Here is a 23,167-nt window from a genome sequence, read left to right as displayed (position 1 = left end):
GGCTCGCTCTGCCGCGGCCGTGCTTTTGTCTGGTGGGATTTCGCTGAAACGAAGTCTCGCCTTCGGCGGGCGTGGTAGCCTTTGTCGTTGATTAAACTTTTTGTGTAACGAAGGGACAAATATGGCAGCTGCACAGCCGCTTAAGATTCGCATGGTTGCCGGACTTGGCAACCCTGGCGATGAGTATGCCGAGACCCGCCACAACGCTGGCTTCAAAGCAATCGACGAGTTGGCCCGCCAGGCCGGTGTCACGTACTGGAAAAATCAGGCAGGCGCCGAGGTCGCGCTCATCAATATCAACGATCCCGAGGAAGAGGGCGGCAAGCGCCAGATTGTGCTGGTCAAGCCGCAGTCGTATATGAATACCTCGGGTGGCCCCATCTCCAAGCTCTGCCGCGAGTACAAGATCGAGGCCGAGGAGCTGCTCGTGATCCACGATGAGCTCGACATTCCCGCCGGCGATGTTCGCGTCAAGGTGGGCGGCGGCCACGCCGGTCACAACGGCCTGCGCTCCATCATCGACAAGATGGGCAGTCGCGACTTCAGCCGCATCCGTACCGGTATCGGCAACCCCCCCGGCAAGATGGCTGTCGCCGACTACGTGCTCAAGCAGCTGCGCGCCCGCGAGGCCGAGGACTTCCAGGACACCTGCGCCCGCGCCGCCGACGCCGCCGGCCTGGCGATCGTGCACGGCGTTATCTATGCCCGCGACCACGTCAACGGCTCCGCCTCCGCCAACGGCAAGCACTAAAGCCTACCATTTAGGGATGTTTATTTTGGCAGGTTTTATATGCGGAAACGCCGCGGCGGCCGCGCCGTAATAAACCCTGTGCCGCCATACATATGCAGCGCTCCAAAGGGGGCCGGCCTCACCGAAGCGCGAGACCGGCCCCTTTGCCGTTTTGCCTGATAAAACCTACCAAAATAAACCTGTCCCTTTTTGGTAGGTCGCTTTTCCCGCCAGCCAAAGATACACGTAAGCGACATGTCCATGAGGGTATAATTTGCACCGTATGTCTGCACAACGCCTGTGCGCGTACGGTTTTATTCGGGCTGCCGTCCATTTCCGTGGAGGCACGGTTCGGCCGCCCTAACAAGAGAGGGGTTCTATGTATAAGATCCTGGAGAAGACGCAGTTCTCGGAGAAGGTGTTCAAGTTCCGCATCGAGGCGCCCGCAATCGCCAAGCATGCGCACGCTGGACAGTTCCTCATGGTTCGCGCCAACGAGACGGGCGAGCGCGTCCCGTTTACCCTAGCTGGCTGGAACGGTGACGAGGGCTGGGTCGAGTTCATCTTCATGGTGATCGGCAAGACCACCGAAATGCTTTCCACCTATGAGGCCGGCGAGTCGCTGCGCGACGTCGTGGGCCCGCTGGGCGTGCCCACCGAGATGGCTGAGGGCCCCTGCGCCGTCATTGGCGGCGGCGTCGGCCTGGCAATTGCCTTCCCGGTCGCCAAGCACCTGGTCGAGACCGGCCACGAGGTGCACGCCATCATGGGCGCCCGCACCAAGGACCTCCTGCTCATGGAGGACCAGTTCCGCGAGCTCCTCGACGAGGACCACATCCACATCACCACTGACGACGGCTCCTACGGCGAGCAGGGCGTTGTCACCGCTCCGCTGGAGCGCCTGCTGCAGGACAAGGCCGTGAGCCAGGTCTTCTGCGTCGGCCCCGTTCCGATGATGAAGTTCTCGACCCTCACCGCCCAGAAGTACGACACCCCCATCACCGCGTCGCTCAACCCCATCATGGTTGACGGCACCGGTATGTGCGGCTGCTGCCGCGTCGAGGTGGGCGGCGTGACCAAGTTTGCTTGCGTCGATGGCCCCGACTTCGATGCCACCCTGGTCGACTGGGATGACCTTCGTGCCCGCCAGGCCGCTTACCGTTCCGAAGAGGGCGAGTCCCTCAAGGCCTATGAGGAAAAGAGCTGCGCATGCCACTAGTTAACGGTCGTTTCGTTGCCGATATGAAGTCGCCCCGCACCCCCGATAACGAGGAGCCGGCTGCCGAGCGCGCCTGCGACTTCCGCCCCGTCGACAAGGGCTTCACCGAGGAGATGGCGCTGGCCGAGGCCGAGCGCTGCCTCAACTGCAAGAAGCCGTTCTGTGTTGAGGGCTGCCCCGTCAACATCAACATCCCCCGCTTTATCGAGCAGATCCGCGCGAAGGACTTCGGCGGCGCCCTCGATACCATCCGCGAGGACTCCATGCTTCCCGCCATCTGCGGCCGCGTCTGCCCGCAGGAGAACCAGTGCGAGGGCAAGTGCATCCGTGGTAAGAAGTCCGAGCCCGTGGCCATCGGCCAGCTCGAGCGCTTCCTGGGTGACCGCCCCGAGCTCGCCTCCACGCCCAAGATGGCCCCCAAGAACGGCAAGAAGGTCGCCGTCGTGGGCTCTGGCCCGTCTGGCATCACCTGCGCTGGCGAGCTCGCCCGCAACGGCTTTGACGTTACCGTCTTTGAGGCCTTCTTCACCGGTGGCGGCGTGCTGGTCTACGGCATCCCCGAGTTCCGTCTGCCCAAGGCGGTCGTCAAGCGCGAGATTGACGGCCTGGAGGACATGGGCGTCAAGTTTGAGTACAACTCCGTCGTGGGCAACATGGCCACGGCCGAGGAGCTGTTCGAGCAGGGCTTCGACGCCATCTACGTGGCGACCGGCGCTGGCCTGCCCAAGTTCCTCAACGTCCCCGGCGAGAACCTGCCCAACGTCTTCTTCGCTAACGAGTACCTCACCCGCGTGAACTTGATGAAGGCCAACAAGTTCCCCGAGTACGACACCCCCACCAAGCACGGCAAGAACGTCGTCGTCTTTGGTGGCGGCAACGTGGCTATGGACGCCGTCCGTACCGCCAAGCGCCTGGGCGCCGAGCACGCCATCATCGCCTACCGTCGTACCGAGGACGAGATGCCCTGCCGTCGCGCCGAGCTGCACCATGCCAAGGCCGAGGGCGTCGAGGTTCTGCCGCTCGTCTCCCCGCTCGAGTTTGTCGCTGGCGAGGACGGCTCCGTGTGCGCCGTCAAGGTCCAGAAGATGGAGCTCGGCGAGCCCGACGAGTCCGGCCGCCGTCGTCCGGTGCCCATCGAGGGCGCCATCGAGGAGATCCCCTGCGACGTCGCAATCTCGGCTATCGGCACCAACGCCAACCCCTTCGCAAAGAAGATCGGCGGCAAGATGGAGCTCAACAAGTGGGGCTACATCGTCGCCGACGAGGAGACCGGCCAGACCACCGATCCCCGCATCTGGGCTGGCGGCGACATCGTCACCGGCGCCGCTACGGTCATTCTGGCGATGGGCGCCGGCAAGAAGGCTGCCGCTTCGATCACCAAGAGCCTGCTGGGCGAGTAATCACCATCAGCGTTAGCCACCAAACGGCAAAGTCCCCGTCGAGCACACGCCCGGCGGGGACTTTTTCTATACCGGCCGCCCAAACCACCACGATGAGGACAGGTGCCTTTGTGGTGGTTTGGGACTTGCCTGGTCGTTTTGTCTCAATCTGTAACACCTGGAGCCCGTTGAGCCTTGTAGTTGTTACAGATCAAGATATTGTGCCAGCCGCCTCCGCTTTGTCTCAATCTGTAACAGTTAGAGACCAAATTCCTCGCTACGTGTTATAAATCGAGACGTTAGGTTGACGCCCGGATAGTTCATCTCAATTTGTAACACCTGGAGCCCAAATATCTGGCTCGGTGTTACAGATTGAGATTTTGCTGAGGCCGAGAACGAGAGCCGTCACCCAGCTCTAACGCTTGCAGCGCTTGGTCGCGGCGAGGCCGGCGGCGGCTACGGTTGCGCCGGCGATGCCTAGGGCGGCGACCGTCATCGCGGTGGTATCCCCCGTGGTAGCCAGGACAGCATCGCCCTTCTTGGCCTGCGTGGTTTTCTCAACCGTCTTGCTCACCGTGGTGGTCGTAGCCGGCTTGGCCGAGGGTTTAGCTTCAGGTTTGGCCTCGGGCTTGGTCTCAGGCTGCGGTGTCGGCTTGGGTTCCGGTGTAGGCTGCGGATCGGGAGCCGGCATGGCTTCAGGCGTAAAGGTCAAATCGGCGTCGAGCCACAGGGTGTAGATCCAGCCGCTCTCGGGATCAACCTCACTTGCCTCGCCCACCTGATAGCCACACTCAACCCCATTGATCTTCAACTTGGTATTGGGCGTAAAGTAGAAACCGCGCGCCGGCTTAAAGTACAGGCCGTAACGATAGGTCACACCAGGCTTAAAGGCGTCGATGTGATTCGTAATGTTCTGATCCCAGAAATCCACGGAGTTCACTTCGCCGCCGTCGCTGCCCGTCCAGAACTCGCACTGGAGAATAGAGTCGGAACCCGCCGGAGTGCCCGCCGTAAAGACCGGCTTGTCGCCTGCCTTAAAGATAGTCGTGGCGCCATTAATCTCGATAAGGTCGATTGCCCGCCATTCATCAATCGGAGCCTCGCACAGCATATTGTCAGCGTTTGGGACGAAGACGCCGTTGACGGTCTTGACGTGGTGCGCCCAATGACCGTTGACGTTCATATTGCAGTCATCGGCCACGGTATTGTCGCCCTTGAGCCTCAGCTCAACGGAGTACATGTAGAACTTGCCCTCTTCGAAGTGTTCAATCTTCTTCATGCCCGGCTTGTACTTTGCAGGATCGGAATACCAGAAGGCGACGGGTACCGACTCCCCGGATTCCATATTGAGCTCCATTTCCTCCCAACACTCGTAGGCGATCTCGTACTTGTCGGCATCGGCGGCGGGGATCGTCGCGGTCGCGCGCGGCGCCTCGCCGGGCGCGTAGTCGGTCTTCACGTCGTTGACGTCCAGGTTATGGAGGGCTTCGTTTTCCGATGCAACGAGCGTAATTTCGCTATTGATGGCATAGCGAAGGTAATAATCGTACCTGGTTTCGTTGAGGATAGTCGAGCTGCCTTCATAGTCAGTTCCGGTATACTCCAGTGCCGTGCCAATATAGAGAGCCTCATTGCGCGTGAGTCGATACGAGCCGCCTGCCGCGCCACCCGTAAAGGTCAGCGTCAGCCTCATGTGATCGCCAACAGGCTCAAAGCGGGCCGTCACATCGGACATAGATGCGTCCTGGACTTCAACCAGGGTGCCCGAAGCAGTATCAGCCCGGTAGTACTTGGTTTCGACAAGTTCGCAGAGCGGCTCATTCGGCATGCCGCCCTCGACATCGGGAAAATCATAGGTATACGACTGGCCCTTTTCGAGTGTGACATTGCACGGAAGCACGCAGTCCGTGTAGCGGGGAACCACGGTCGTATTGACCCTAACGTCGCTGCCGCCAACAACATCGGTCACACCGCAGGGCATGATGGCGTTGCTCGCCGGCATGGCGGCGTTGTCGTCGCCAGAAGCGTTTTGCTCAGCGGGCGCCGCATCGCTAGATTCATCGGTGGTGTCAGCCGGAGTCGTCTGCTGAGGTTCAGCAACGGTTTGTACCGTCGGAGCAGCATCGGTTGTAGGTGCGGTCGCCGGAGCCGCATCCTCCGCAACCGCCGGAGTCGCCGGAGCCGTAGCAACCTCACCCGCCACGGCATCCGGATCCGCGCACTCGGTCGCCAGCGCCAAACTCGGCAGCAACAACTGGCCAACCATAAGCGCGCACGCGCCGGCGCAAGCTATTTTGGCACCCACACAACGCCAGGTACCGTGAACCAGCGAGCAGGTAGACTCACGTTGAGCTTGCTTGTCAAAGTGACTTCCGTACATAACGGCCTCCTTGGTCGTAGGGACATACCGCTACAAAGGTGCCTGTCCCCTTTGTGGCGGTCCTGTACCACCAAGATGTGCCAAATGACTCCGTATGCCTAGGTTCGTAGATGCGAACCTAGGCCTCTACCTGCAGAAACACAAAGAGCCGCCGCGAGGGCATTTGTGCCCACGCGGCGGCTGAAAATGGCTATGAAAGCTTGCGCTAGCGGTTGCGGCGCTTGGACGCGACGAAGCCGGCGCCGATGACGGACGCACCGGCGATGCCGAGGGCTGCCGCCGCCGTCGCGGCGTTGTCACCCGTGGCGGCAAGAGCGCCCGCGGACTTCTGGACCGCGGCGACCTGCGCGGCCGGCTTGGGAGCAGCGGCCGTGGAGCTCGCCTGGGTCGACGTCACGGACGGCACGTCGGTCCCGCTGCCGCCGCCCGGCTGTGGCGTGGGAGCCGGGGTGGGTTCAGGCTGCGGGGCGGGCTCGGGTTCGGCCGCATCTCCAGAGCTGATTACCACGTTACGGGCGACCTCGTCGGAAGTTCTAATGTCCTGGATGACAGACGACCCGGGAACGCCGATGACACGCCCACTTCCAACGGTGTCGCGCACGGTACCTCCGTCGGGAATCGCAATCTTTAACCCTCCCTCAAGTTTGATATAGGGGGCCCTGAAGGACCCCATATTGACGGCATAGACTGCCGCCGTCGAGCCCGACGCCACAACATTTGATTGAAAGAAGCTAATTCGAGGGGTAGCCGACGGGGAGCCAGACTGTAAAAAAATTCCATAGACATCTTTGCGATTTGCCCCTACAAGCTCATCAGTCCCGGCATCACCTTGAGCCGTGAGGTTCGAGTGACTGACGTGTATCCATGACGCCCCGTCTTGCACGCGTATCCAAACACCAGCCGAGATTTTTCCTGCGCTCCCTGTCGCGAGCGAAACATCCGCCCCGTTGGCAATCTTCAAATATGTTTCCGTCTTAATACCAAACGAATACAGAGCGACCGACATGCCCCCTGCATTACCCGCCGTCGCATTTAATTTAGCGTTGTCCACCATGATACAGCCACCATGTTTGGCGCTGTAGTCCGCCTCTTCGGCCTGTGCACCCTCGATGGCAGAATGCCTGGGAGGAACATTTTCGGCAAGGACTGCAAAGACATCGGCGTTCGACTTTGCCTCGACATGGACGTCGGCACCATTCTTTATGACTATGTCGCCCGCTGCCGCATGGATACCAATGGATTCATATGCTCCGCCCGTGGCCGTCACGTTAACGTCAGCGCCATCAATGGTCACATCGCCGCCGGTCCTGCCGTCTCCCGACGCCGCAATTACATCGTTCTGGGCCGTCGCATTCAGGGTGCCGTCGCCGGCAATGGCAAGGTTACCGTTCTTAACAGCAATGGCGCTCTGCCCGGCGTCGGCCGTGACGGTGTTGGTGCCCGTCACGCCGATGGTGAGGTTGCCCTTGGCGCCGATGGAGCCGCCGTCGTAGCCGTTGAGCTTCATGTCGTTAGCGCCATCCCAGGACCAGGTTCCCGCCTCGTCGCCGGCAGCGGTGCCCGCGTCGTACTGCGTGCCGCCGACGTTGACCCACTCGGCGGCGAGCGCCACGCTCGGCAGCAGCAGCTGGCCGGCCATGAGCGCGCAAGCCCCCGCGCAGGCAAGCTTGACGCCCACGCGACGCCACGTTCCGCGGGAGAGCGCGCACGAGCAGCCGTGGTCGATTGGGTTGTCATGGATTTACTTTCGCATATGAGCCTCCTTGTCGTAAGGGGTGCTTCTGTAACACCATGTTACGGGAAGATATCCGGATCCCGGGGCACAAATTCTCATGTGGCGCACCTGCCAGCGCAAAAGGCAACGAGCATGCAATTGCCAAGCGCGCCCCGCCCCCCGAAAGGCCCACCCCCTACCGTCATAGTCTACAATCGAGGGCACGATTGTTCCGTCCACCCAAAGGACCGTCCTTGAACCTGAGTAAGCCTAAAATCAACGCGCTTCTGGCACTTGCGCTCTTTACCTTTGTCTTCCTTGCCGCCGAGTTTCGCTTCGACGTCAACGTCGGGCTGCTCGCCGGTGCCGAACGCGTTGTGATCGCACAGGGCTTTATTCTGGGCGCCAGCGTGATCGGCTTTATCGGATACGCGCCGCTGTTCGGGCTTGCACAGCGCAAAGGCCACTCACTGGCAGCCGCCAACACCGCTGTTCCCATCGCCATCCTGGGATTGACCCAGATCCAGTTCCCTACGGCCCCGCTTGCGCTCGAGATTCTGGGATGCCTCGCATTCCTCGGGCTCGGCCTGCTGGGCGCCGCCACTCACCACGCCTTTTCGTTGACATTCCAGGATGACCCCAAGCTTGCCACCGGTGCGGGGGCAGCCTATGCCGCGGGCATCCTGATGCAGTTCGTCGTCAACCTGATTGATTGCGGTGGCATCGTCGAGCTCATCATTCTTGGCGCGGCAACGATCTCCATCTCCGCTCTCAGCGTCGTTCCCCAAAAGGCTGCCGAGAGTTCCAGCCCCGCCATCAATCCCTTTGCCGAGCCCTCGCACGCCCTCGCCAAGCAGGCGTGCTGGAGTATCGCGCTCGTCGTGATTCTCGCCTGCCTGTTCTCGACGCTCGACAACGTCGTCACGTTCTCCAACGCCCACGGCACCATCGCCGTACAGACCTGGCCGCGCCTCTTTTTGGCGGCGAGCGGTCTCGTCGCCGGTATCGTCTTTGATCTTGCCGAGCGTCGCTACATGGGCCTCATCATGCTCGGCGTCACGGTACTTTCCACCATCTCAATCTTGGCTGTGGAAGCCGGCGCCGATCCCAACCTGGGCCTTGTCGTCTTTTACCTGAGCTCGGGCTTTTTTGTCACGTTCTTTACCGCCACCTTTACACAGCTGGCACCGCGCATGCATGCGCCCGCCCTCTGGGCTGGCATGGGCCGCGCCGCCAACAATGTATGCGCTTTCACCACATCGGGCATCTCGCTTGCTCTCGTGACCTTGAACAACGTTGCCCTCATTATGATCGGCGCGCTCGTTTTGCTCGTCGCCGCCTGCGCGGCATTCGTGGCAGCCGGCCTGTTCCGCCTACCCCAAACCGAGCAGGAGCGCGAGCGCGAGCAGCTGGCAGAAGAAGCGCTCGCCGCCCCCACCATCGAGGAGCAACGCCAGGCCTTCATCGCCAACCACGCTCTCACCCCGCGCGAAGTCGACGTGCTCATAGCCGTGACCCAGGATGAACGCCCGCTCAAGCAGATCGCCGAGGAACTCGGCATCTCGATGCGCATGGTACAGCGCCACCTGAGCTCTATCTACCAAAAGACCGACACGCAGACGCGCGCCGGTCTCACCAAGGCCTTCCCCTCCGCCTAAAACAAAAACCACCACAAAGGTGCCTGTCCCCTTTGTGGTGGTTTTGGGCGGCTAGCCTTCGAGCTGCGCCACTTTGTAGCGGTAGGCTGCGGCGATGACGTCCTTGCAGCCCTCGCGGCCCAGCTTGGCGCGGTTGACGACGATGTCCTTGCCGCTCGTCATCTTCCACTTTCCGGCACTGTAGCGCTTATAGAACGCCTCGCGCGCCTTCTGCTGCTGCTTGACCAGCTTGGCGCCCTTCTTTTTGTTAAGGCCACGCTTCTTGCGCACAATCTCGACGCGGTCCTCAAAAGGAGCGGTCACCAGCACGGCAATGTGATTGGGGTTGTTGCGCAGCAGGTAATCGGACAGACGGCCTTCGATAATGCAGCTCTCGGTCTCGCCCAGATCCAAAATCACCTGGCTCATCTTTTGGAACAACTTGTCCGAGTACGAGCGTGCATCGTAACGGTCGGGCAGAAACGCCATGTTCTCCACGGCCAGGCGCTCGTCGTAGGCGGCCATCTTATCGAGCGACTCGCCCGCACGCAGCGACGCGCGTACCAGCAGCTCGTTATCGTACAGCGGAATCCCCAGCTCATCGGCAAGGATACGGCCGATCTCGTGGCCCTCGGCACCAAAGTCGCGCGCGATGGTAATGACCACAGGACTCTTCTTGTTCTCCAGATCGCTCATCGCGATTCCTTTCTCTATGTGACAAAGGGGCTGTCCCTTTGCCACATTCTACGCTGCCACCATTCGCCTCTGATACGCTCTCACCAGCAGCGAGATACCAAAGTTGAGCACAAAGTACATCGCGAAAACCAGGCCGTAGAGCATAAGCACCTGCGACAGGTCGATCGCGTGGGCCATCACGACGTTGGCCGTGTACATGAGTTCGGCCACGTTAATGCCCGAAAGATACGAGCTGTCCTTAATGACAGTTGTGCACTGGCTAAACAGCGCCGGAATGATCGTCTTAAACGTCTGCGGCAGAATGATGTAGCGCATGGTGGCAAAGAAGCCAAAGCCCTGGCTCTGCGCCGCCTCAAACTGGCTGCGCGGAATCGAGTTGAGGCCGCCGCGCACAATCTCGGCCATAACGGCGCTGGTAAACAGCGTAAAGGCGATGGTCGAAATCACAATGTCCAAACCCTGCACCGTAAAGTAGATAAAAAGGATCCACAGCAGGTTTGGCGTGCAACGGAACAGCTCGATATAGGCGCTCACCAAAATACGGAACGGGCGGGGTGCATAGCTTTTAACGAGCGCCAGTACCGTGCCAAAGATGAGCGAGAAAAAGATCGACAGCGCCGAGATCTCGATCGTCTTAACAAAGCCGCCCCAAATGTAGAGCAGGTTGGTCGCGTTGAAGATTTCCATGCGCTAGGCCTCCTCTACGTTGTCGAGCCCCAGCTCGGCCAGGCTCACACCGCGCGGACGCTCCTTGGAGCGGCGCTCGAGCCACTGCACCAGTATGGCGAGCGGAAAGCAGATGATGAAGTACATAAGGCAGCAGACGATGTATCCCTGCAGGTAACCGTACAGACTCACAAAGTTGTCGGAACGGTACATAAGGTCGCCGCCGGCCACAAGCGCCAGCACCGACGTATTCTTGACCAGGTTGAGCGCCTGGTTGCACAGCGGCGGCAGAATGATCTTGAATGTCTGGGGCAGTACGATGTACCAGTACGCCTGCGCACGGGTGAAGCCCTGGCTCTGGGCCGCCTCCATCTGACCGCGCGGAACCGCCTCGATACCAGTGCGGATGACCTCCGAAATGTAGGCCGCGTGATACAGACCCACGCCCAAGAAGCCCAGCACGAACGGCGCGATGCGCACCGGCTGGTCGGCACCGGTTATGGCCTGCAAAAACTGCGGACCGGCCATGTACATAAAGAGCACCTGCACGGGCAACGGGGTGTTCTGGTAAAACTCCACGTACACGCGGCTTATGGCGCGCAGCACGCGCGAGCGAGTGGTAGAGAACACGCCCAGCAGCGTGCCCAGCACCAGCGACAACAGCAGGCCGGCAACGACCACTTGCAGCGTCACGCCAAAGCCCTCCCAGAAGGGCCCCATATTTTGAAATGTCGTCGACCAACGGTCGGCGTCAAATAATCCTTCGAGCATTTGATTCCTTCCTTGGACGATGCGCCTATACAAGACCCCAGGTCTTGACCTCTTGGTCGAGCCAGCCGTCGGCCAGGCGATCGCAAATCACCTGATCGACCACGGCCGAAAGGTCGCAGCCCTTCTTGGTCGCCACGCCGTAGCCCTGCTCGCCAAACTTGACCTCGGGCTGCAGCAGCTCAACGGTCTCGTTCATGTAACCGGCCAGCGTGGAGCGGTCCATGGCAAAGACGTCGATATTGCCGGCGTCGAGCGAGCTCTTGATGATGGGATAGCCGCTAAAGGCCCTAAACTCTGGCTTGCAGCTAAAGCCGTTGTCCTTGATCATCTGCTCGATCAGGCCCTGCGTGGTAGCACCCTGGCTCACGCCGATGACCTTGCCGTCCAGATCCTCAATCGAGGTAAAGCCCGAACGCTTCTTGACCATGAGCCCCACGTAGTCGGTGCGGTACGGCGTCGAGAAATCCCAGCTCTTCTTGCGCTCGTCGGTGATGGTGTAGGTCGCCGCGACCACGTCGAGTTGGCCGTTATCGATCAGCGGGCCGCGTGTCTTGGGCGTTACGTCGGTAAACTCGACAAGCTCCTGGGCGCGGGCCTCCTTGTAGCTCACGCCAAAGACGGCAGCGGCGATCTGGTAGCACAAATCGACTTCCATGCCCTCAAAGCGGCCCTTGGCGGTGTCGTAATAGCCATAGCCGGGAACATCCTTCTTAACGCCGGCATTCAAATGGCCACGCGACTTGATGGCCGCAAGCTTGGACCCCTTGTCGGAGCCCTCGCCGCTGGTGGAGTTGCCGCAACCGGTAAGCGCGGTCCCCGTCAGCGCGAGCATGCCGGCGCCAGCCAGCTGCAAAAAGTGACGGCGCGACACGGCCGCCCTCGTCATATCCGTCATGTCCATCACCGCGCCTAGTGCAGAATCTTGGACAGGAACTCGCGGCAGCGCGGGTTCTCGGGGTTATCGAAGAAGTGCTCGGGCGTGCCCTCCTCCAGAATGCGGCCGTCCTCCATAAAGATGACGCGGTCGGCCACCTGGCGTGCAAAGCCCATCTCGTGCGTCACGCAGATCATGGTGATATCCTCCTGCGCGAGCTCAATCATAACGTCCAAAACCTCCTGGACCATCTCGGGGTCGAGCGCCGAGGTCGGTTCGTCAAACAGGATGATGGGTTGCTTGGTGCACAGGGCGCGGGCGATGGCGATGCGCTGCTGCTGACCGCCCGAGAGGTTCTGCGGATACTCGCCGGCCTTGTGCGCCATGCCGACGCGCTTGAGCGCGGCAAAGGCGATCTCGGTCGCCTCCTCTTTGCTCTTCTTTTGCAGCTTGATGGGCGCGAGCGTCAGGTTGCCTAGCACCGTCATGTTGGGATACAGGTTGAACTGCTGAAACACCATGGAGCTGTACTTGCGAGCCATCTCCAGGTGGTTCTTTTTGGTGAGCGGCGTACCGTCGATGACGACCTCGCCCGACGTGGGCTCCTCCAGATAATCGACACAACGGATGAGCGTCGACTTACCCGAACCGGAAGGCCCGATCATTACGAGCTTCTCGCCGCGTTTGACGGTGAGATTGATATCTTTGAGCACATGCAGGTCGCCAAAGTACTTGTTGAGATGCTTGATCTCGATCATGTCTGCCATGAATGTCCCTTCCCTGCGTTTACACGAGTTGAACTATTGTACGGAAAGAACCACGTTTCCGCAGCCCACACTACATTCCCGTAAAGAACCCGCAACCTTCCACCCACTCATTGGGGACAGACTTAAATGAGTACCTGCTCATTGGGCACTCATTTAAGCCTGTCCCCAATGAGTGCCCCGCCCAGCAAAAAGGGGCGCGACCATGACGGCCACGCCCCCTCAGCCTCAACTGTGTGCCACTCGGCCCCTACGCGAGGCGGGCTCCGACGATCTTTGCTGCGGCCGGCTTATCGAAGTTGCCGCCGGTGGCCTTGCCCAGGGCACCCATGACCTGGCCCATCTGCTTCTTGGACGTGGCGCCCAGCTCGGCGATAACCTGCTCGATCAGGGCCTCGAGCTCCTCGCCCGAAACCTGCGCGGGCAGCAGGCTCTCCAGGATCTTGACCTGCTCGGTCAGGTTGTCGGTACGCTCCTGGTCGGTGCCGGCCTTGATGGACATCTCCAGCGTCTCGCTCGTCTGCTTGATCAGGCGCTTGATCATGCTGTTGACGTCTTCCTCGGTCACATCGCGGCGCTCGTTAACCTCGATATTCTTCACCTCGGCCTTGACCTGGCGAATGATGGACAGGCGAACCTTGTCCTTGGCCTTCATGGCCGCGATCATTTCTTTCTGCAGCTCTTCGTTGGTCATCTGCAAATCCTCTCTAATAGCGTGGGCGGCACTCACGCGAGCACCGCCCCATGGTTACTCAGTCTTCGACGAATCGTCGGTCGAACTCTTGGTGACGCCCTTCAGACTCACGTTATAGGGTACGTCCTTGGGCATGGGGTTGACGGTGATGTCGGCATCCTTCTTGTACTGCTCCAGCCACTCGCTGTACGCGGTGCTGGCCGCTTGCGTCTTCACCACGTTGGAGACGTACTTTTTGATGTCCTTGGGCACCTGGTTGATGTCATCAACCTGATTATCGACATGGAAGTAGTCGGTGCACTTGATGATGTGGTAGCCATAGGTCGACTCGACGACTTCGCTCACGTCGCCCTTGTTGAGTCCCTCGAGCGCCGTCTGGTAGCTGTCGACGAAAGTGGTGAGCTTATCCCAGCCCACATCGCCCTTCTTCTCCTTGGAACCGGTGTCCTCGGAGTACTGCTCAACGGCGTCCTCAAAGCTCAGCTCACCGGAGTTGATCTTGTCCAGGCACTCCTGCGCCTTGGCCTTGGCGGCAGCCTTGTCCTCGTCGGAAGCGTCAGAATCAACCTTGATCAGGATGTTCGACGAGCGGCGGGCGTCGTTGTAGCTGGACAGGCTTTCGTTGATGTAATCGACAATCTCGCTGTCCTTGGGCTTGCTCGTGGGCGCAACGGCATCCTTGAGTTTCTGCTGCGCCAGACTCTCCTTGAGTGAGTCCTTGTAGGTGTCCTCGGTATAGCCGTAGGTCTTGAGGGTCTTCTTAAAGGCCTTGGCGCCGCCCGCGCTCTTGCACGCGTCCTTCCAAGCCTTCTCGACCTCCTCGTCCGACACCGTCACGCCGTTCTCCTTCTGTGCCTGTTGAAGCAGAATCTGCTGCGTGTAGGAGTCGATGAGTTGCTTGCGGTACTTCTTGGGCGTGAGGTCGTTGTCAACCAGATACTGCGCCCAATCCTTATCCTTGGTGTAGCCGTAGGACGTGCGCATGCTCATGATCTGCTTGGTCACGGTGTCCTCGGTGAGGTTGGTGCCGTTGATAGTTGCAGCAACACCGCCGGTCAGCTTGTAGCCCGAGGTGTCCTCGGCCTGCGACATAAGGCCGGAGCACGCCATCGCCGAGACGGAAAGCAGCATCGCCAGCACGCCGATGACCACCAGGACGATCTTGACGGTCTTAGACACGTACGTCTTGCGCTGCTTCTTGCGAGAGCTGGAGGCAGCGCGAGCCTGCTGCTCGGGCGTCGGCTCGGGCGCAGGGTTCTTTTTCTTATTTGCCATAGTTGGCCTTTCGCATAACGAATCGAACAAACGCCATTGTGTCACAACGCGGCCCCCGCGGCACGCTTGGTGCATTGGGGACAGGTTAATCTGCACCATTTTGGTGCAAAGGGGACAGATGTGGCACTTGGCAGTTGGACGTTCTTTATGTGCCGACACTTGGGAACTGTCCCTAACTGCCGGCAGAAAAGGAACGTCCCCAAGTGCCGGCTCAGCCCCACCTTAGAAGTGACGGCGGATGGCGTCGACCATGCCCTGGGACGTGGTCTGGCCGAGCACGTCGGCTGCGGCATCGGCGTCCATAAAGATGTTCATGAGCGCCTGCAGGGCTTCGACCTGGCCTCCCGGCTCGGCGATGCCCAGATTAATGACGATCTGCGCCGACACCGGAGCGCCCATGCCAGCCATAGCGTTAAATGTCACGGGCGCGGCGGGCTTCACCACCGCGATATAGGGCTTGGCCACAAACCCCGGATCGGTATGCGGAATGGCAATGTTTGCCGCCGGCATGGCAAGACCCGTGGGATAGGCATCCTCGCGCGTGCGAACGGCGTCGAGCCAACCCTCGGCAATGTAGCCACGTGGAGCAAGCTCGCCCTCGAGCCGCGCAAACACCTCATCCGGCGTCGCACACTCCCAATCAAAAAACACCAGCTCAGGCGTAAACAGCGCTTCGTTATCCGCCATGCGCTCACCTCTCTCACCTAGCCATCGGGGACGTTCTTAAATGACTAGCCGTTAAAGAACGTCGCAGGTGACTACCCAAACAAAGGGTGGCCACGTGCGCCTTGGCGCCAATGACCACCCTGACTACTCGGCTAAATTGTACTGTGCGCCGCTAGCCGCGAGGCGCGTCAATTGCGACCTTGCCGCTCTCCAGCACGTGGACGCGGCCGTCGGCGAGCATTTGCACGACCTCGGGATACAGCACGTGCTCAATCGCATGGATGTGCTCCTCGAGCGTGTCGACATCCCAGCCCTCCCCGACAGCCAGCGCGCGCTGGGCGATGATGGGGCCGTTGTCGTAAATCTCGTTGGCAAAGTGCACGGTCACGCCGGTCACCTTGACGCCGCGCGCAAAGGCATCGTCAATCGCATGCGCACCGGTAAAGCTCGGCAGCAGCGCCGGATGCAGATTGACCACGCGGTTGGGAAACGCCGCCAGCAGAGGCGTGTGCACCATGCGCATGTAGCCGGCCATGACCACATACTCGCAGCCGCGCTCGAGAAGCTCGTGCGCGATGATCTCGTCAGCGGCGATGGGGTCGGCGTAGACATCCTTGGACAGCGTGAGCGTCTGGATGCCCGCGCGCTCAGCGCGCTGCAAACCCTTAGCCGAAGGACGGCTCGACACCACAAGCTCAATCGAAGCGTTGAGCTTGCCGGCGGCGATCAGGTCGATCAGCGCCTGCAGGTTGGTACCCGAACCGCTGATGAGCACACCGATCTTGAGCGGCTCGGCCGTATCGGTGCCGGTCGGACGGGTGTAGGGCACAAAGCCCAGGCTCGCGGCAGCAGCCATCTGCTCGTTAGCGCTCATCGGAGTACACGACCTTACCGGAGCCCTCGACGCACTCGCCCACGCGGAACGGCTTCTCTCCCAGCGCGACCAGAGCCTCGGTCACGGCAGCCTCGTCCTCGGGGGCGACGACCAGGCACAGGCCAACGCCCATGTTGAAGGTCTTGCACGCCTCGTTGGGCGCAAGCTCGGCCTGGCGCGACACATAGGTGATGACGGGCGGAACGTCCCAGCCCATCTCGGCACCGTTGCGGGTGACCACAGCGTCGACGTCGTCGGCGAGCGCGCGGTTGAGGTTCTCGGTAATACCGCCGCCGGTGATGTGGGCAATGGCATGAACGTTGGCGCCGCCGCGCAGCAGCTCCAGGATCGGCTTGACGTAGATGCGCGTGGGAGCCAGCAGGGCGTCTGCCAGCGATGCGCCGCCGAGCTCCTCGAGCGGACGGCTCAGCTCCTCGGCCTTAGCGGCGGCCTCGGGCGTGCCCGGCTTAATGCCGTCGACGCCGATGACCTTGCGCACGAGCGAGTAGCCGTTGGAGTGCACGCCGGTGGAAGGCAGGCCCAGGATCACATCGCCCGGGCGGACGTTCGCGGGGTCGAGCATCTTGGGACGGTCGACGACGCCCACGGTAAATCCGGCAAGGTCGTAGTCGGCAGGAGCCATAACGCCCGGGTGCTCGGCCATCTCGCCGCCCACGAGCGCGCAGCCCGCGAGCTTACAGCCGTCGGCTACACCCTTGATGATCTTTGCCATGTGCTCGGCCTCGATGTGGCCGATGGCAACGTAGTCCAGGAAGAACAGCGGCTCGGCGCCCGAAGCCAGAATGTCGTTGACGCACATAGCAACCAGGTCCTGGCCCACCGTCTCGTGACGGTCCATGATCTGGGCGAGCACGAGCTTGGTGCCCACGCCGTCGGTACCGCTAATCAGAATCGGGTCTTCCATATCCTTAAGCGCGGCAGCCGAGAACAGGCCACCAAAGCCACCGATACCGCCGATGACCTCGGGACGGTTGGTGTCCTTAACCATTTGCTTAATAGCGTCGACGGCGCGGCCGCCCTCGGCGGTATCGACGCCGGCATCCTCATACGTCACATGTTTGCTGTCGCTCATCTGAGCCTTCCTCTCCCACTACCGTCCGCCGCCCGGGCGCCAAACGGTGCTCATAGTTGCGTTCATATCGGCGCACACCGCAGCGGCGCGCGCCGTAGTATCAACAAAACAGCAGATAAAACCTGCCAAAATAAACCTGTCCCTACATGGCAGGTTTTAGGCCTCGCCGTGTTCCTCTTCCCAGCTGCGATCGTCGTATTTCTCGACCACGGCGTCGTCATCAAAGTGCAGCGGCCTGTCCAGGTTGCGGGGCTTAAAGCCCTCCATGAACTTGTCGCGGCCAAAGCTCTCGGGAATCGCCACGGGGTAGCGGCCGGTAAAGCACGCATCGCAGTAACCGCCCTTGGGCATGACCTTAAGCAGGCCCTCGACCGAAAGGAAGGCCAGCGAATCGGCGCCGATATACTCGCAAATCTCGTCGACCGTCTTGTTGGCGCTGATAAGCTGCGACTGCACGTCGGTATCGATACCGTAGAAGCACGGCCAGATGACCTCGGGCGAGTTGATGCGGATATGAATCTCCTTGGCGCCGGCGTTGCGCAGCATCTTGACGAGCTGCACCATGGTGGTGCCGCGCACGATGGAGTCGTCGATGACGACCAGGCGCTTGCCCTCGATGTTGTCACGCAGCGGGTTGAGCTTCATACGCACGCCCATGGCACGCAGCTCCTGCGTAGGCTCGATAAACGTACGGCCCACATAGCGGTTCTTGATGAGGCCCTCGCCAAAGGGAATGCCACTCTCGTGCGAATAGCCCTCCGCGGGCGGCAGGCCGGAGTCGGGCACGCCGATGACCAGGTCGGCCTCGACGGGCTCCTCATGTGCCAGCTGACGACCCATGTCATAACGGCAGGCGTAGACGCTCTTGCCGTTCATGATGGAATCGGGGCGAGCAAAGTAGACCTGCTCAAAAATGCAGTTAGCAGGCTCTTCGGCGGCAGGCACGCCCTGCTCGGACACAAGGCCCTCGGCGCTGATGCGCAAAATCTCACCGGGACGGACGTCGCGGACGTACTCGGCGCCCACGATATCGAGCGCGCAGGTCTCGGAGGCAACGACCCAGCCGCCGGCGCGCGTGACATGGGTGGTGGCGTCGACCGTCGCGGCGCCGTCCTGCGACGGCAGCTGCGAAACGGATGCGGCATCGGCCTGGTCCAGGCCCTCATCCACCAGCTTGCCCAGCACGAGCGGGCGAATGCCGTGCGGATCGCGGAATGCGTAGAGCGCCTGCTCGTTGATTAGCGTCATGGCGTAGCCGCCGCGCACGAGCTCCATGGTCTTGCGAATGCCCTCGCGCAGATGGCCAGTACGCTGAGTAAAGTAGCCGATGAGTTTGGTCGCGACCTCGGAATCCGAGTTGGAGAGGAACGGTACGCCCAGCTCGATCAGCTGACGACGCAGCTCGTCGGTGTTGACGAGGGTGCCGTTGTGCGCGAGCGCGATAATGACGCTATTGATGGTAGAGAGGTGCGGCTGAGAGGCTTCCCAGCTCTTGGCGCCGGCGGTGCCGTAGCGCACATGACCCACGGCCAGCTGACCGGAGAGCGTCGACAAGTCGGCATTGGAGAACACGCGGTCGAGCAGGCCCAGATCCTTGCGGACCATAACCGTACCGCCGTCACCAACGGCGATTCCCGCCGATTCTTGGCCGCGATGCTGCAGTGCACGCAGGCCAAAGTACGTCAGTCGAGCCACGTCGCGATCGGGCGCCCAGACACCAAAAACGCCGCATTCCTCATGCAGCTGGTCAGAGTCCGGATCATACGTCGACATGGCGTTCACCTGTCCCGCGGCACGCTCGGCCGCGCGGATGGTTTCTTGAGACATGGCATCCCCTCAGAGCCTCGTATTTTGGCGTTACCCGCCTTATTATACGCACGGCGCGACGCGCTCCCCCGCGCATGAGCAGCGCTTTTTAAAAGCCCACCGAGCTTATTATCCGTTTTGCGACCAAACATTTTATTGGGTAGTCCACTCTCAGGGGCAACGGCCTCGAAGACTTCCCGTGCGCCGTGTCTCGCCCGCGCTAGGGGCTACATTGTTGCAATTGGGACGTTCGTCCTGTCTTTTAGCTGGTCGTCGGCGTATCCTTGTAGGCTCCTACAAGACGAGAAAGGTAGCGTATGGATCGAAATCAACTCGACCCCAGTGTCCCCAGCACCACGGAGGCCAAGAAGATCCCCCTTATCATCAAGGTCTACGCAGTCCTGTGCACCCTATCTGGCGTGGGCACGCTCCCGTCAGTCGCCGTCTTTATGTGGCAGGTCATCACCGCACTCATTAACGGCAACGTCGCCGCTAAGCTCGGTGATAACACCCTGGTCGCGGTTGGCCTTATCGTCGCCGGCATTATGCTCTCGGCGGCAAGCGCGATCATCTTGATCGTCTTTGGCCTGGACCTCATCAAGGACCAGCGGCGCAATGCCGCCCGCCTGTCTTACGTCCTCATCGCATTTACCGTCGTGGAGCTTTTAGTTGACGTGATGCTCCAGGGCATCGGACCCTTCCTGCTGCGCCCCGCCGTCCAGCTTGTCATCCTCATTGCGCTGTCGGCCACCGTCGACCCCACGCTACGCCAGGAGCGCGAACTGCAGCGCCGTCTGCAAGAGATGCTCGACCGCGATGCCGCCGCCGAGGGGATGCTCGGCCGCGACGAAACCGGCGAGGGCTACATCAAGCTCAACTACTTCAACCTGTTCTGGGTATTCTTCGTCTGCAGCGTGTTAGGTCTCATTCTCGAGGAAGTCTGGCATATGGTCGTCGTCGATCCCGGCGTCTATCAGGACCGTGCCGGTATGCTATTTGGCCCCTTTAGCCCCATCTACGGATTTGGCGCGGTGCTCATGACCATGGCGCTCAACCGCTTCTATAAAAAGAATCCTCTGATCATTTTCCTGGTAAGTGCCCTGATCGGCGGCGCTTTCGAGGTGTTTGTAGGCTGGTTTATGCAGACCTCATTTGGCGTGGTGTCGTGGAGCTATTCACACATTAGGCTATTCGGCATGCCCGATCCCATCGCGGTATTGACCGGGGGACGCACATGCACGCCGTTTGCCTGCATGTGGGGCCTGGGTGGCCTCATCTGGATCAAGGTCTTGCTGCCGCGCCTGCTTAAGCTCATCAATATGATTCCATGGAAACGCCGCTACTCTGCTACCGTCATCCTGACCGCCGTCATGTTGATCGACGGCGTCATGACGTTGCAATCGCTCGACTATTGGTATCAGCGCGTCAACGGAACCGTTCGAAATATTCCCGTCGCACAGTTCTATGACAAGCATTTCGATAACGAATATATGGAGAACCGTTTTCAGAGTATGACCATGAGCCCCAAGGACGCCACACGCGTGTAGCAAACGCCAGAGCAAAATAGCTCCAACACATCAAAGCCCGCTGGCAGATCTACATGAACTGCCGGCGGGCTTTCGCTATAGACAGACTCGGATTGCCGACGAGGCCTTACGCCTCGCGCTCGACCTCGCTCACGCACTCGTTCTTGATGGTGCCGACGAGCGACTGCAGCGCATCGACCACATGCGGGCGAATGTCTCCGCCAATGAGCACGAGCATGATGTCGTCACCTACGGCAAGCTCGCCGCTTGCCAGCCACACGCGCACATAGCCGATACCCGGCATCGCGCGCGTGGCCTCGATAGCAGCCTGCACCTTGCTGGCGTCGTAGCCAAACACCATGCCGCCCACCTTGTGGCCCGGCGCCACGCCATCGGTCTCGACACCGCGCGCCTCGGCCTTGGGCGTCGCGCGCACCACACCGTTATGTGTCAGATACATACCGCACGCAGGTGCCGACGAATCGGCCTTGGCCTCGCGCAGCCAAGCATCAACCGAAGGCATCGTTTTGCCATTCTCGAGCATCATTTCTCCCTTACCGTCGTCGAGTAGCCAATTTGGAACGGGGCTTTTTAGCTACTCTCGAACAACTTATTCCTCGACCGGCGTGAGCACCATGACAGCACGCGTGTTGCTCAGCGATAACGAACGACAGGTCACAAGCGTCACGACCTTGGTTGCCGAAGCGGCACGATCGGTGGCATCGCTCGCCACGGCAGAGGCGCCGTCGAGCATCTCGGACAGGTAGTTCTTGAGCCCGTCATCGCCCTCAAAATTGGGCGTGCGCGCCTTGGCATACGTGTCCTCGACAACTTTGGTCGCCAGTGGTCGCAGTTTATAGGTGGCGTCGCGCGTGATGTAATACACGTACTCTATGCTGTCGAACGTCGCCTGATCGGCCGTGTCCGAGATCACATTGAACATCGATCCGTCGTTCATGTGGTGACCATAGATCGTAGTCTGCTGGTCAACCATTCCTGGCGCGGTATCGTCGCTGTCCAAGAAGATCGCACCCGATGCATTGGACGTACCGTCAAACAGCGTGTTGAGGTATTTGGAGTTGTTATTGGTCTGCACCACGGGATAGTTGATGTTGGTTCCCGGCTCGTAAATCCAACCCACAACCTCGGGATTTGTCTGGGCAAGTGCATCGAAGTCGATAATCGGCACGCCGCTGGCGTCCTTATCGCTTACATATTGCTTCTCGATTTTCTGATACGAATCGCTCGCCTGCTTATAGCCAATCTGAGCATTAATAAAGATAGCGGCGGCGGCGACAATCAGACCGATGCCGATGATGATGAGCAGAATGGGAATAATGGAGCGGCGCTTTTTGCGCGGCGGCTCGGTGTAATCCGACGGCGCGGCATGCGATGAAGACCGGAGCGGCTTCTTAGCGTTGCTATAAGATGAAGGTCGATATGCGGCTGGCGCGTCCTGTCGACGATGCGTCGCCGGTGTCACGGGGCGCAGCGCGCGCGGCTGCTGAGGAGAGGATGCCCGACCCTGCTGCGCCGCATGGGCAGCACCCGGCTTCGATGGATTGGGAATCTGAGAAGCCTTGAATCGTTTTCCCTGATAGTCGGACATGGCTCTCCTTATACTGCGGTGAAACGGCAGAACGCCTAGGCGTCGGCCATCTCCTGCTTCATCTTCTCGATAACCTTGCGGTACTCGGGGTCGCAAGCGCCTAGAATCTGCGTGGCGTAGATGGCGGCGTTCTTGGCGCCGTTGATGGCAACGCAGGCCACGGGCACGCCCGAAGGCATCTGCACCATCGACAGCAGCGAATCCATGCCGCCCAAGTCACTCGTCTTCATAGGCACACCGATAACCGGCAGCGGCGTAAAGGCAGCCACGACACCACCCAGGTGAGCGGCCTTGCCAGCGGCGGCGATAATCACCTTGATACCGCGATCGGCAGCAGTCGAAGCCCACTCGTGGACCTTCGCCGGCGTGCGGTGTGCGCTCGCAATGACGAGCTCATAGGGCACGCCGAGCGCCTCGAGCTCGGCGGTGCAACCTTCCATAACGCCCAGATCGGACTTGGAGCCCATGATGATCCCGACAACCGGCTTTTGATCTGCCATAAACAAAGACCTCCCGTTGAGAGCGGTGACGCGGCGGATCCGCGACCCTTAACTACTGAGAGTAGTATAGCTGCTCCCGTCCCTGCGGTCTTTGTGGCGCTTCGCGGGCGGGCCAGGCTTTATCTTCACTCCGCTTGCTTCGCAAAGTCGTTCAGATAAAGCCTGGCCCGCCCGCGAAGCGCCCTGCGACCTACCGGGAATTGCTATGACGTACGTTGGCTGAAATATTAACGTGGGATCCGCCGTTCGAACGAACGGCGGATCCCACACTCACTTTTTATTCAGCCCTAGTCA

Annotated in this window: 21 protein-coding genes; 5 read left to right on the top strand and 16 right to left on the bottom strand. The window is 60.5% G+C overall.

Going from position 1 to position 23,167, the window contains the following annotated elements:
• Positions 1-121 precede the first annotated feature (121 nt).
• The 3 genes from pth (at position 122) to gltA (ending at position 3,349) form a co-directional block, all read left to right on the top strand.
• Positions 122-751, top strand: coding sequence for an aminoacyl-tRNA hydrolase (gene pth, locus AAAX75_RS02770; protein ID WP_349091013.1), 630 nt, complete (start codon positions 122-124; stop codon positions 749-751).
• Positions 752-1,109: 358 nt separating this feature from the next.
• Positions 1,110-1,949: a sulfide/dihydroorotate dehydrogenase-like FAD/NAD-binding protein gene (locus tag AAAX75_RS02765; protein WP_006235793.1), complete on the top strand. Its 840-nt coding sequence runs from the start codon at positions 1,110-1,112 to the stop codon at positions 1,947-1,949.
• Positions 1,940-3,349, top strand: coding sequence for an NADPH-dependent glutamate synthase (gene gltA, locus AAAX75_RS02760; RefSeq protein WP_022094914.1), 1,410 nt, complete (start codon positions 1,940-1,942; stop codon positions 3,347-3,349). The genes AAAX75_RS02765 and gltA overlap by 10 nt, the downstream gene beginning before the upstream one ends.
• A gap of 394 nt (positions 3,350-3,743) precedes the next feature.
• Here gltA and AAAX75_RS02755 read toward each other — a convergent pair whose 3' ends face one another.
• The gene (locus AAAX75_RS02755; protein ID WP_349091012.1) at positions 3,744-5,708 is read right to left on the bottom strand and encodes a hypothetical protein; all 1,965 of its coding nucleotides are present in this window, start codon (positions 5,706-5,708) and stop codon (positions 3,744-3,746) included.
• A gap of 205 nt (positions 5,709-5,913) precedes the next feature.
• Entirely contained in the window at positions 5,914-7,386 is a 1,473-nt protein-coding gene (locus tag AAAX75_RS02750) for an LPXTG cell wall anchor domain-containing protein (RefSeq protein WP_349091011.1), read from the bottom strand.
• Between the two features lie 290 nt (positions 7,387-7,676).
• On the opposite strand from AAAX75_RS02750, the gene AAAX75_RS02745 reads away from it, so the two are divergent.
• Positions 7,677-9,080 carry a helix-turn-helix transcriptional regulator gene (locus tag AAAX75_RS02745; RefSeq protein WP_349091010.1) on the top strand — a complete coding sequence of 468 codons (1,404 nt, stop codon included), beginning with the start codon at positions 7,677-7,679 and terminating at the stop codon, positions 9,078-9,080.
• A gap of 51 nt (positions 9,081-9,131) precedes the next feature.
• Here the strand turns inward: AAAX75_RS02745 and AAAX75_RS02740 are convergent, their stop codons facing one another.
• From AAAX75_RS02740 to AAAX75_RS02690, 11 genes are all read right to left on the bottom strand, one after another.
• Positions 9,132-9,755 (bottom strand): cytidylate kinase-like family protein, encoded by a 624-nt coding sequence (locus AAAX75_RS02740; RefSeq protein WP_148331746.1) that lies wholly within the window; start codon positions 9,753-9,755, stop codon positions 9,132-9,134.
• A gap of 48 nt (positions 9,756-9,803) precedes the next feature.
• On the bottom strand, positions 9,804-10,442 hold the full coding sequence (locus AAAX75_RS02735; RefSeq protein ID WP_349091009.1) for an amino acid ABC transporter permease: 639 nt from the start codon (positions 10,440-10,442) through the stop codon (positions 9,804-9,806).
• 3 nt (positions 10,443-10,445) lie between these two features.
• A complete protein-coding gene (locus AAAX75_RS02730; protein ID WP_022094217.1) occupies positions 10,446-11,192 on the bottom strand; it encodes an amino acid ABC transporter permease in 747 nt (248 codons plus the stop codon).
• Between the two features lie 25 nt (positions 11,193-11,217).
• Complete coding sequence (locus AAAX75_RS02725; protein ID WP_082435536.1) at positions 11,218-12,093, bottom strand: transporter substrate-binding domain-containing protein; 876 nt, start codon at positions 12,091-12,093, stop codon at positions 11,218-11,220.
• A gap of 8 nt (positions 12,094-12,101) precedes the next feature.
• Positions 12,102-12,833, bottom strand: coding sequence for an amino acid ABC transporter ATP-binding protein (locus tag AAAX75_RS02720; protein ID WP_349091008.1), 732 nt, complete (start codon positions 12,831-12,833; stop codon positions 12,102-12,104).
• A 247-nt stretch (positions 12,834-13,080) separates the two neighbouring features.
• Entirely contained in the window at positions 13,081-13,524 is a 444-nt protein-coding gene (locus AAAX75_RS02715) for a GatB/YqeY domain-containing protein (RefSeq protein ID WP_055310319.1), read from the bottom strand.
• A 54-nt stretch (positions 13,525-13,578) separates the two neighbouring features.
• Complete coding sequence (locus AAAX75_RS02710) at positions 13,579-14,799, bottom strand: peptidylprolyl isomerase (protein WP_349091007.1); 1,221 nt, start codon at positions 14,797-14,799, stop codon at positions 13,579-13,581.
• Between the two features lie 222 nt (positions 14,800-15,021).
• Positions 15,022-15,486 (bottom strand): PTS sugar transporter subunit IIA, encoded by a 465-nt coding sequence (locus AAAX75_RS02705; RefSeq protein WP_349091006.1) that lies wholly within the window; start codon positions 15,484-15,486, stop codon positions 15,022-15,024.
• A gap of 151 nt (positions 15,487-15,637) precedes the next feature.
• A complete protein-coding gene (gene purN / locus AAAX75_RS02700; protein ID WP_349091005.1) occupies positions 15,638-16,339 on the bottom strand; it encodes a phosphoribosylglycinamide formyltransferase in 702 nt (233 codons plus the stop codon).
• Positions 16,329-17,432, bottom strand: coding sequence for a phosphoribosylformylglycinamidine cyclo-ligase (purM, locus tag AAAX75_RS02695; RefSeq protein WP_349091004.1), 1,104 nt, complete (start codon positions 17,430-17,432; stop codon positions 16,329-16,331). The genes purN and purM overlap by 11 nt, the downstream gene beginning before the upstream one ends.
• A 156-nt stretch (positions 17,433-17,588) precedes the next feature.
• Complete coding sequence (locus AAAX75_RS02690) at positions 17,589-19,259, bottom strand: amidophosphoribosyltransferase (protein ID WP_349091003.1); 1,671 nt, start codon at positions 19,257-19,259, stop codon at positions 17,589-17,591.
• A gap of 296 nt (positions 19,260-19,555) precedes the next feature.
• Between AAAX75_RS02690 and AAAX75_RS02685 the strand changes: the two genes are divergently transcribed.
• The gene (locus AAAX75_RS02685) at positions 19,556-20,785 is read left to right on the top strand and encodes a putative ABC transporter permease (RefSeq protein ID WP_148331752.1); all 1,230 of its coding nucleotides are present in this window, start codon (positions 19,556-19,558) and stop codon (positions 20,783-20,785) included.
• Positions 20,786-20,891: 106 nt separating this feature from the next.
• On the opposite strand, the gene AAAX75_RS02680 is transcribed toward AAAX75_RS02685, so the two are convergent.
• From AAAX75_RS02680 to purE, 3 genes are all read right to left on the bottom strand, one after another.
• Positions 20,892-21,308 carry a molybdenum cofactor biosynthesis protein MoaE gene (locus AAAX75_RS02680; protein WP_349091002.1) on the bottom strand — a complete coding sequence of 139 codons (417 nt, stop codon included), beginning with the start codon at positions 21,306-21,308 and terminating at the stop codon, positions 20,892-20,894.
• 66 nt (positions 21,309-21,374) lie between these two features.
• Positions 21,375-22,373 (bottom strand): class B sortase, encoded by a 999-nt coding sequence (locus AAAX75_RS02675; RefSeq protein WP_349091001.1) that lies wholly within the window; start codon positions 22,371-22,373, stop codon positions 21,375-21,377.
• 35 nt (positions 22,374-22,408) lie between these two features.
• Positions 22,409-22,873: a 5-(carboxyamino)imidazole ribonucleotide mutase gene (gene purE, locus AAAX75_RS02670; RefSeq protein ID WP_006235810.1), complete on the bottom strand. Its 465-nt coding sequence runs from the start codon at positions 22,871-22,873 to the stop codon at positions 22,409-22,411.
• Between the last annotated feature and the right edge of the window lie 294 nt (positions 22,874-23,167).

It is taken from the genome of Collinsella sp. CLA-ER-H7 (assembly GCF_040092345.1).
Taxonomy (GTDB): domain Bacteria; phylum Actinomycetota; class Coriobacteriia; order Coriobacteriales; family Coriobacteriaceae; genus Collinsella.
Note: the sequence above shows the minus strand (reverse complement) of the source record. Positions and strands in the feature narration are given on the sequence as shown.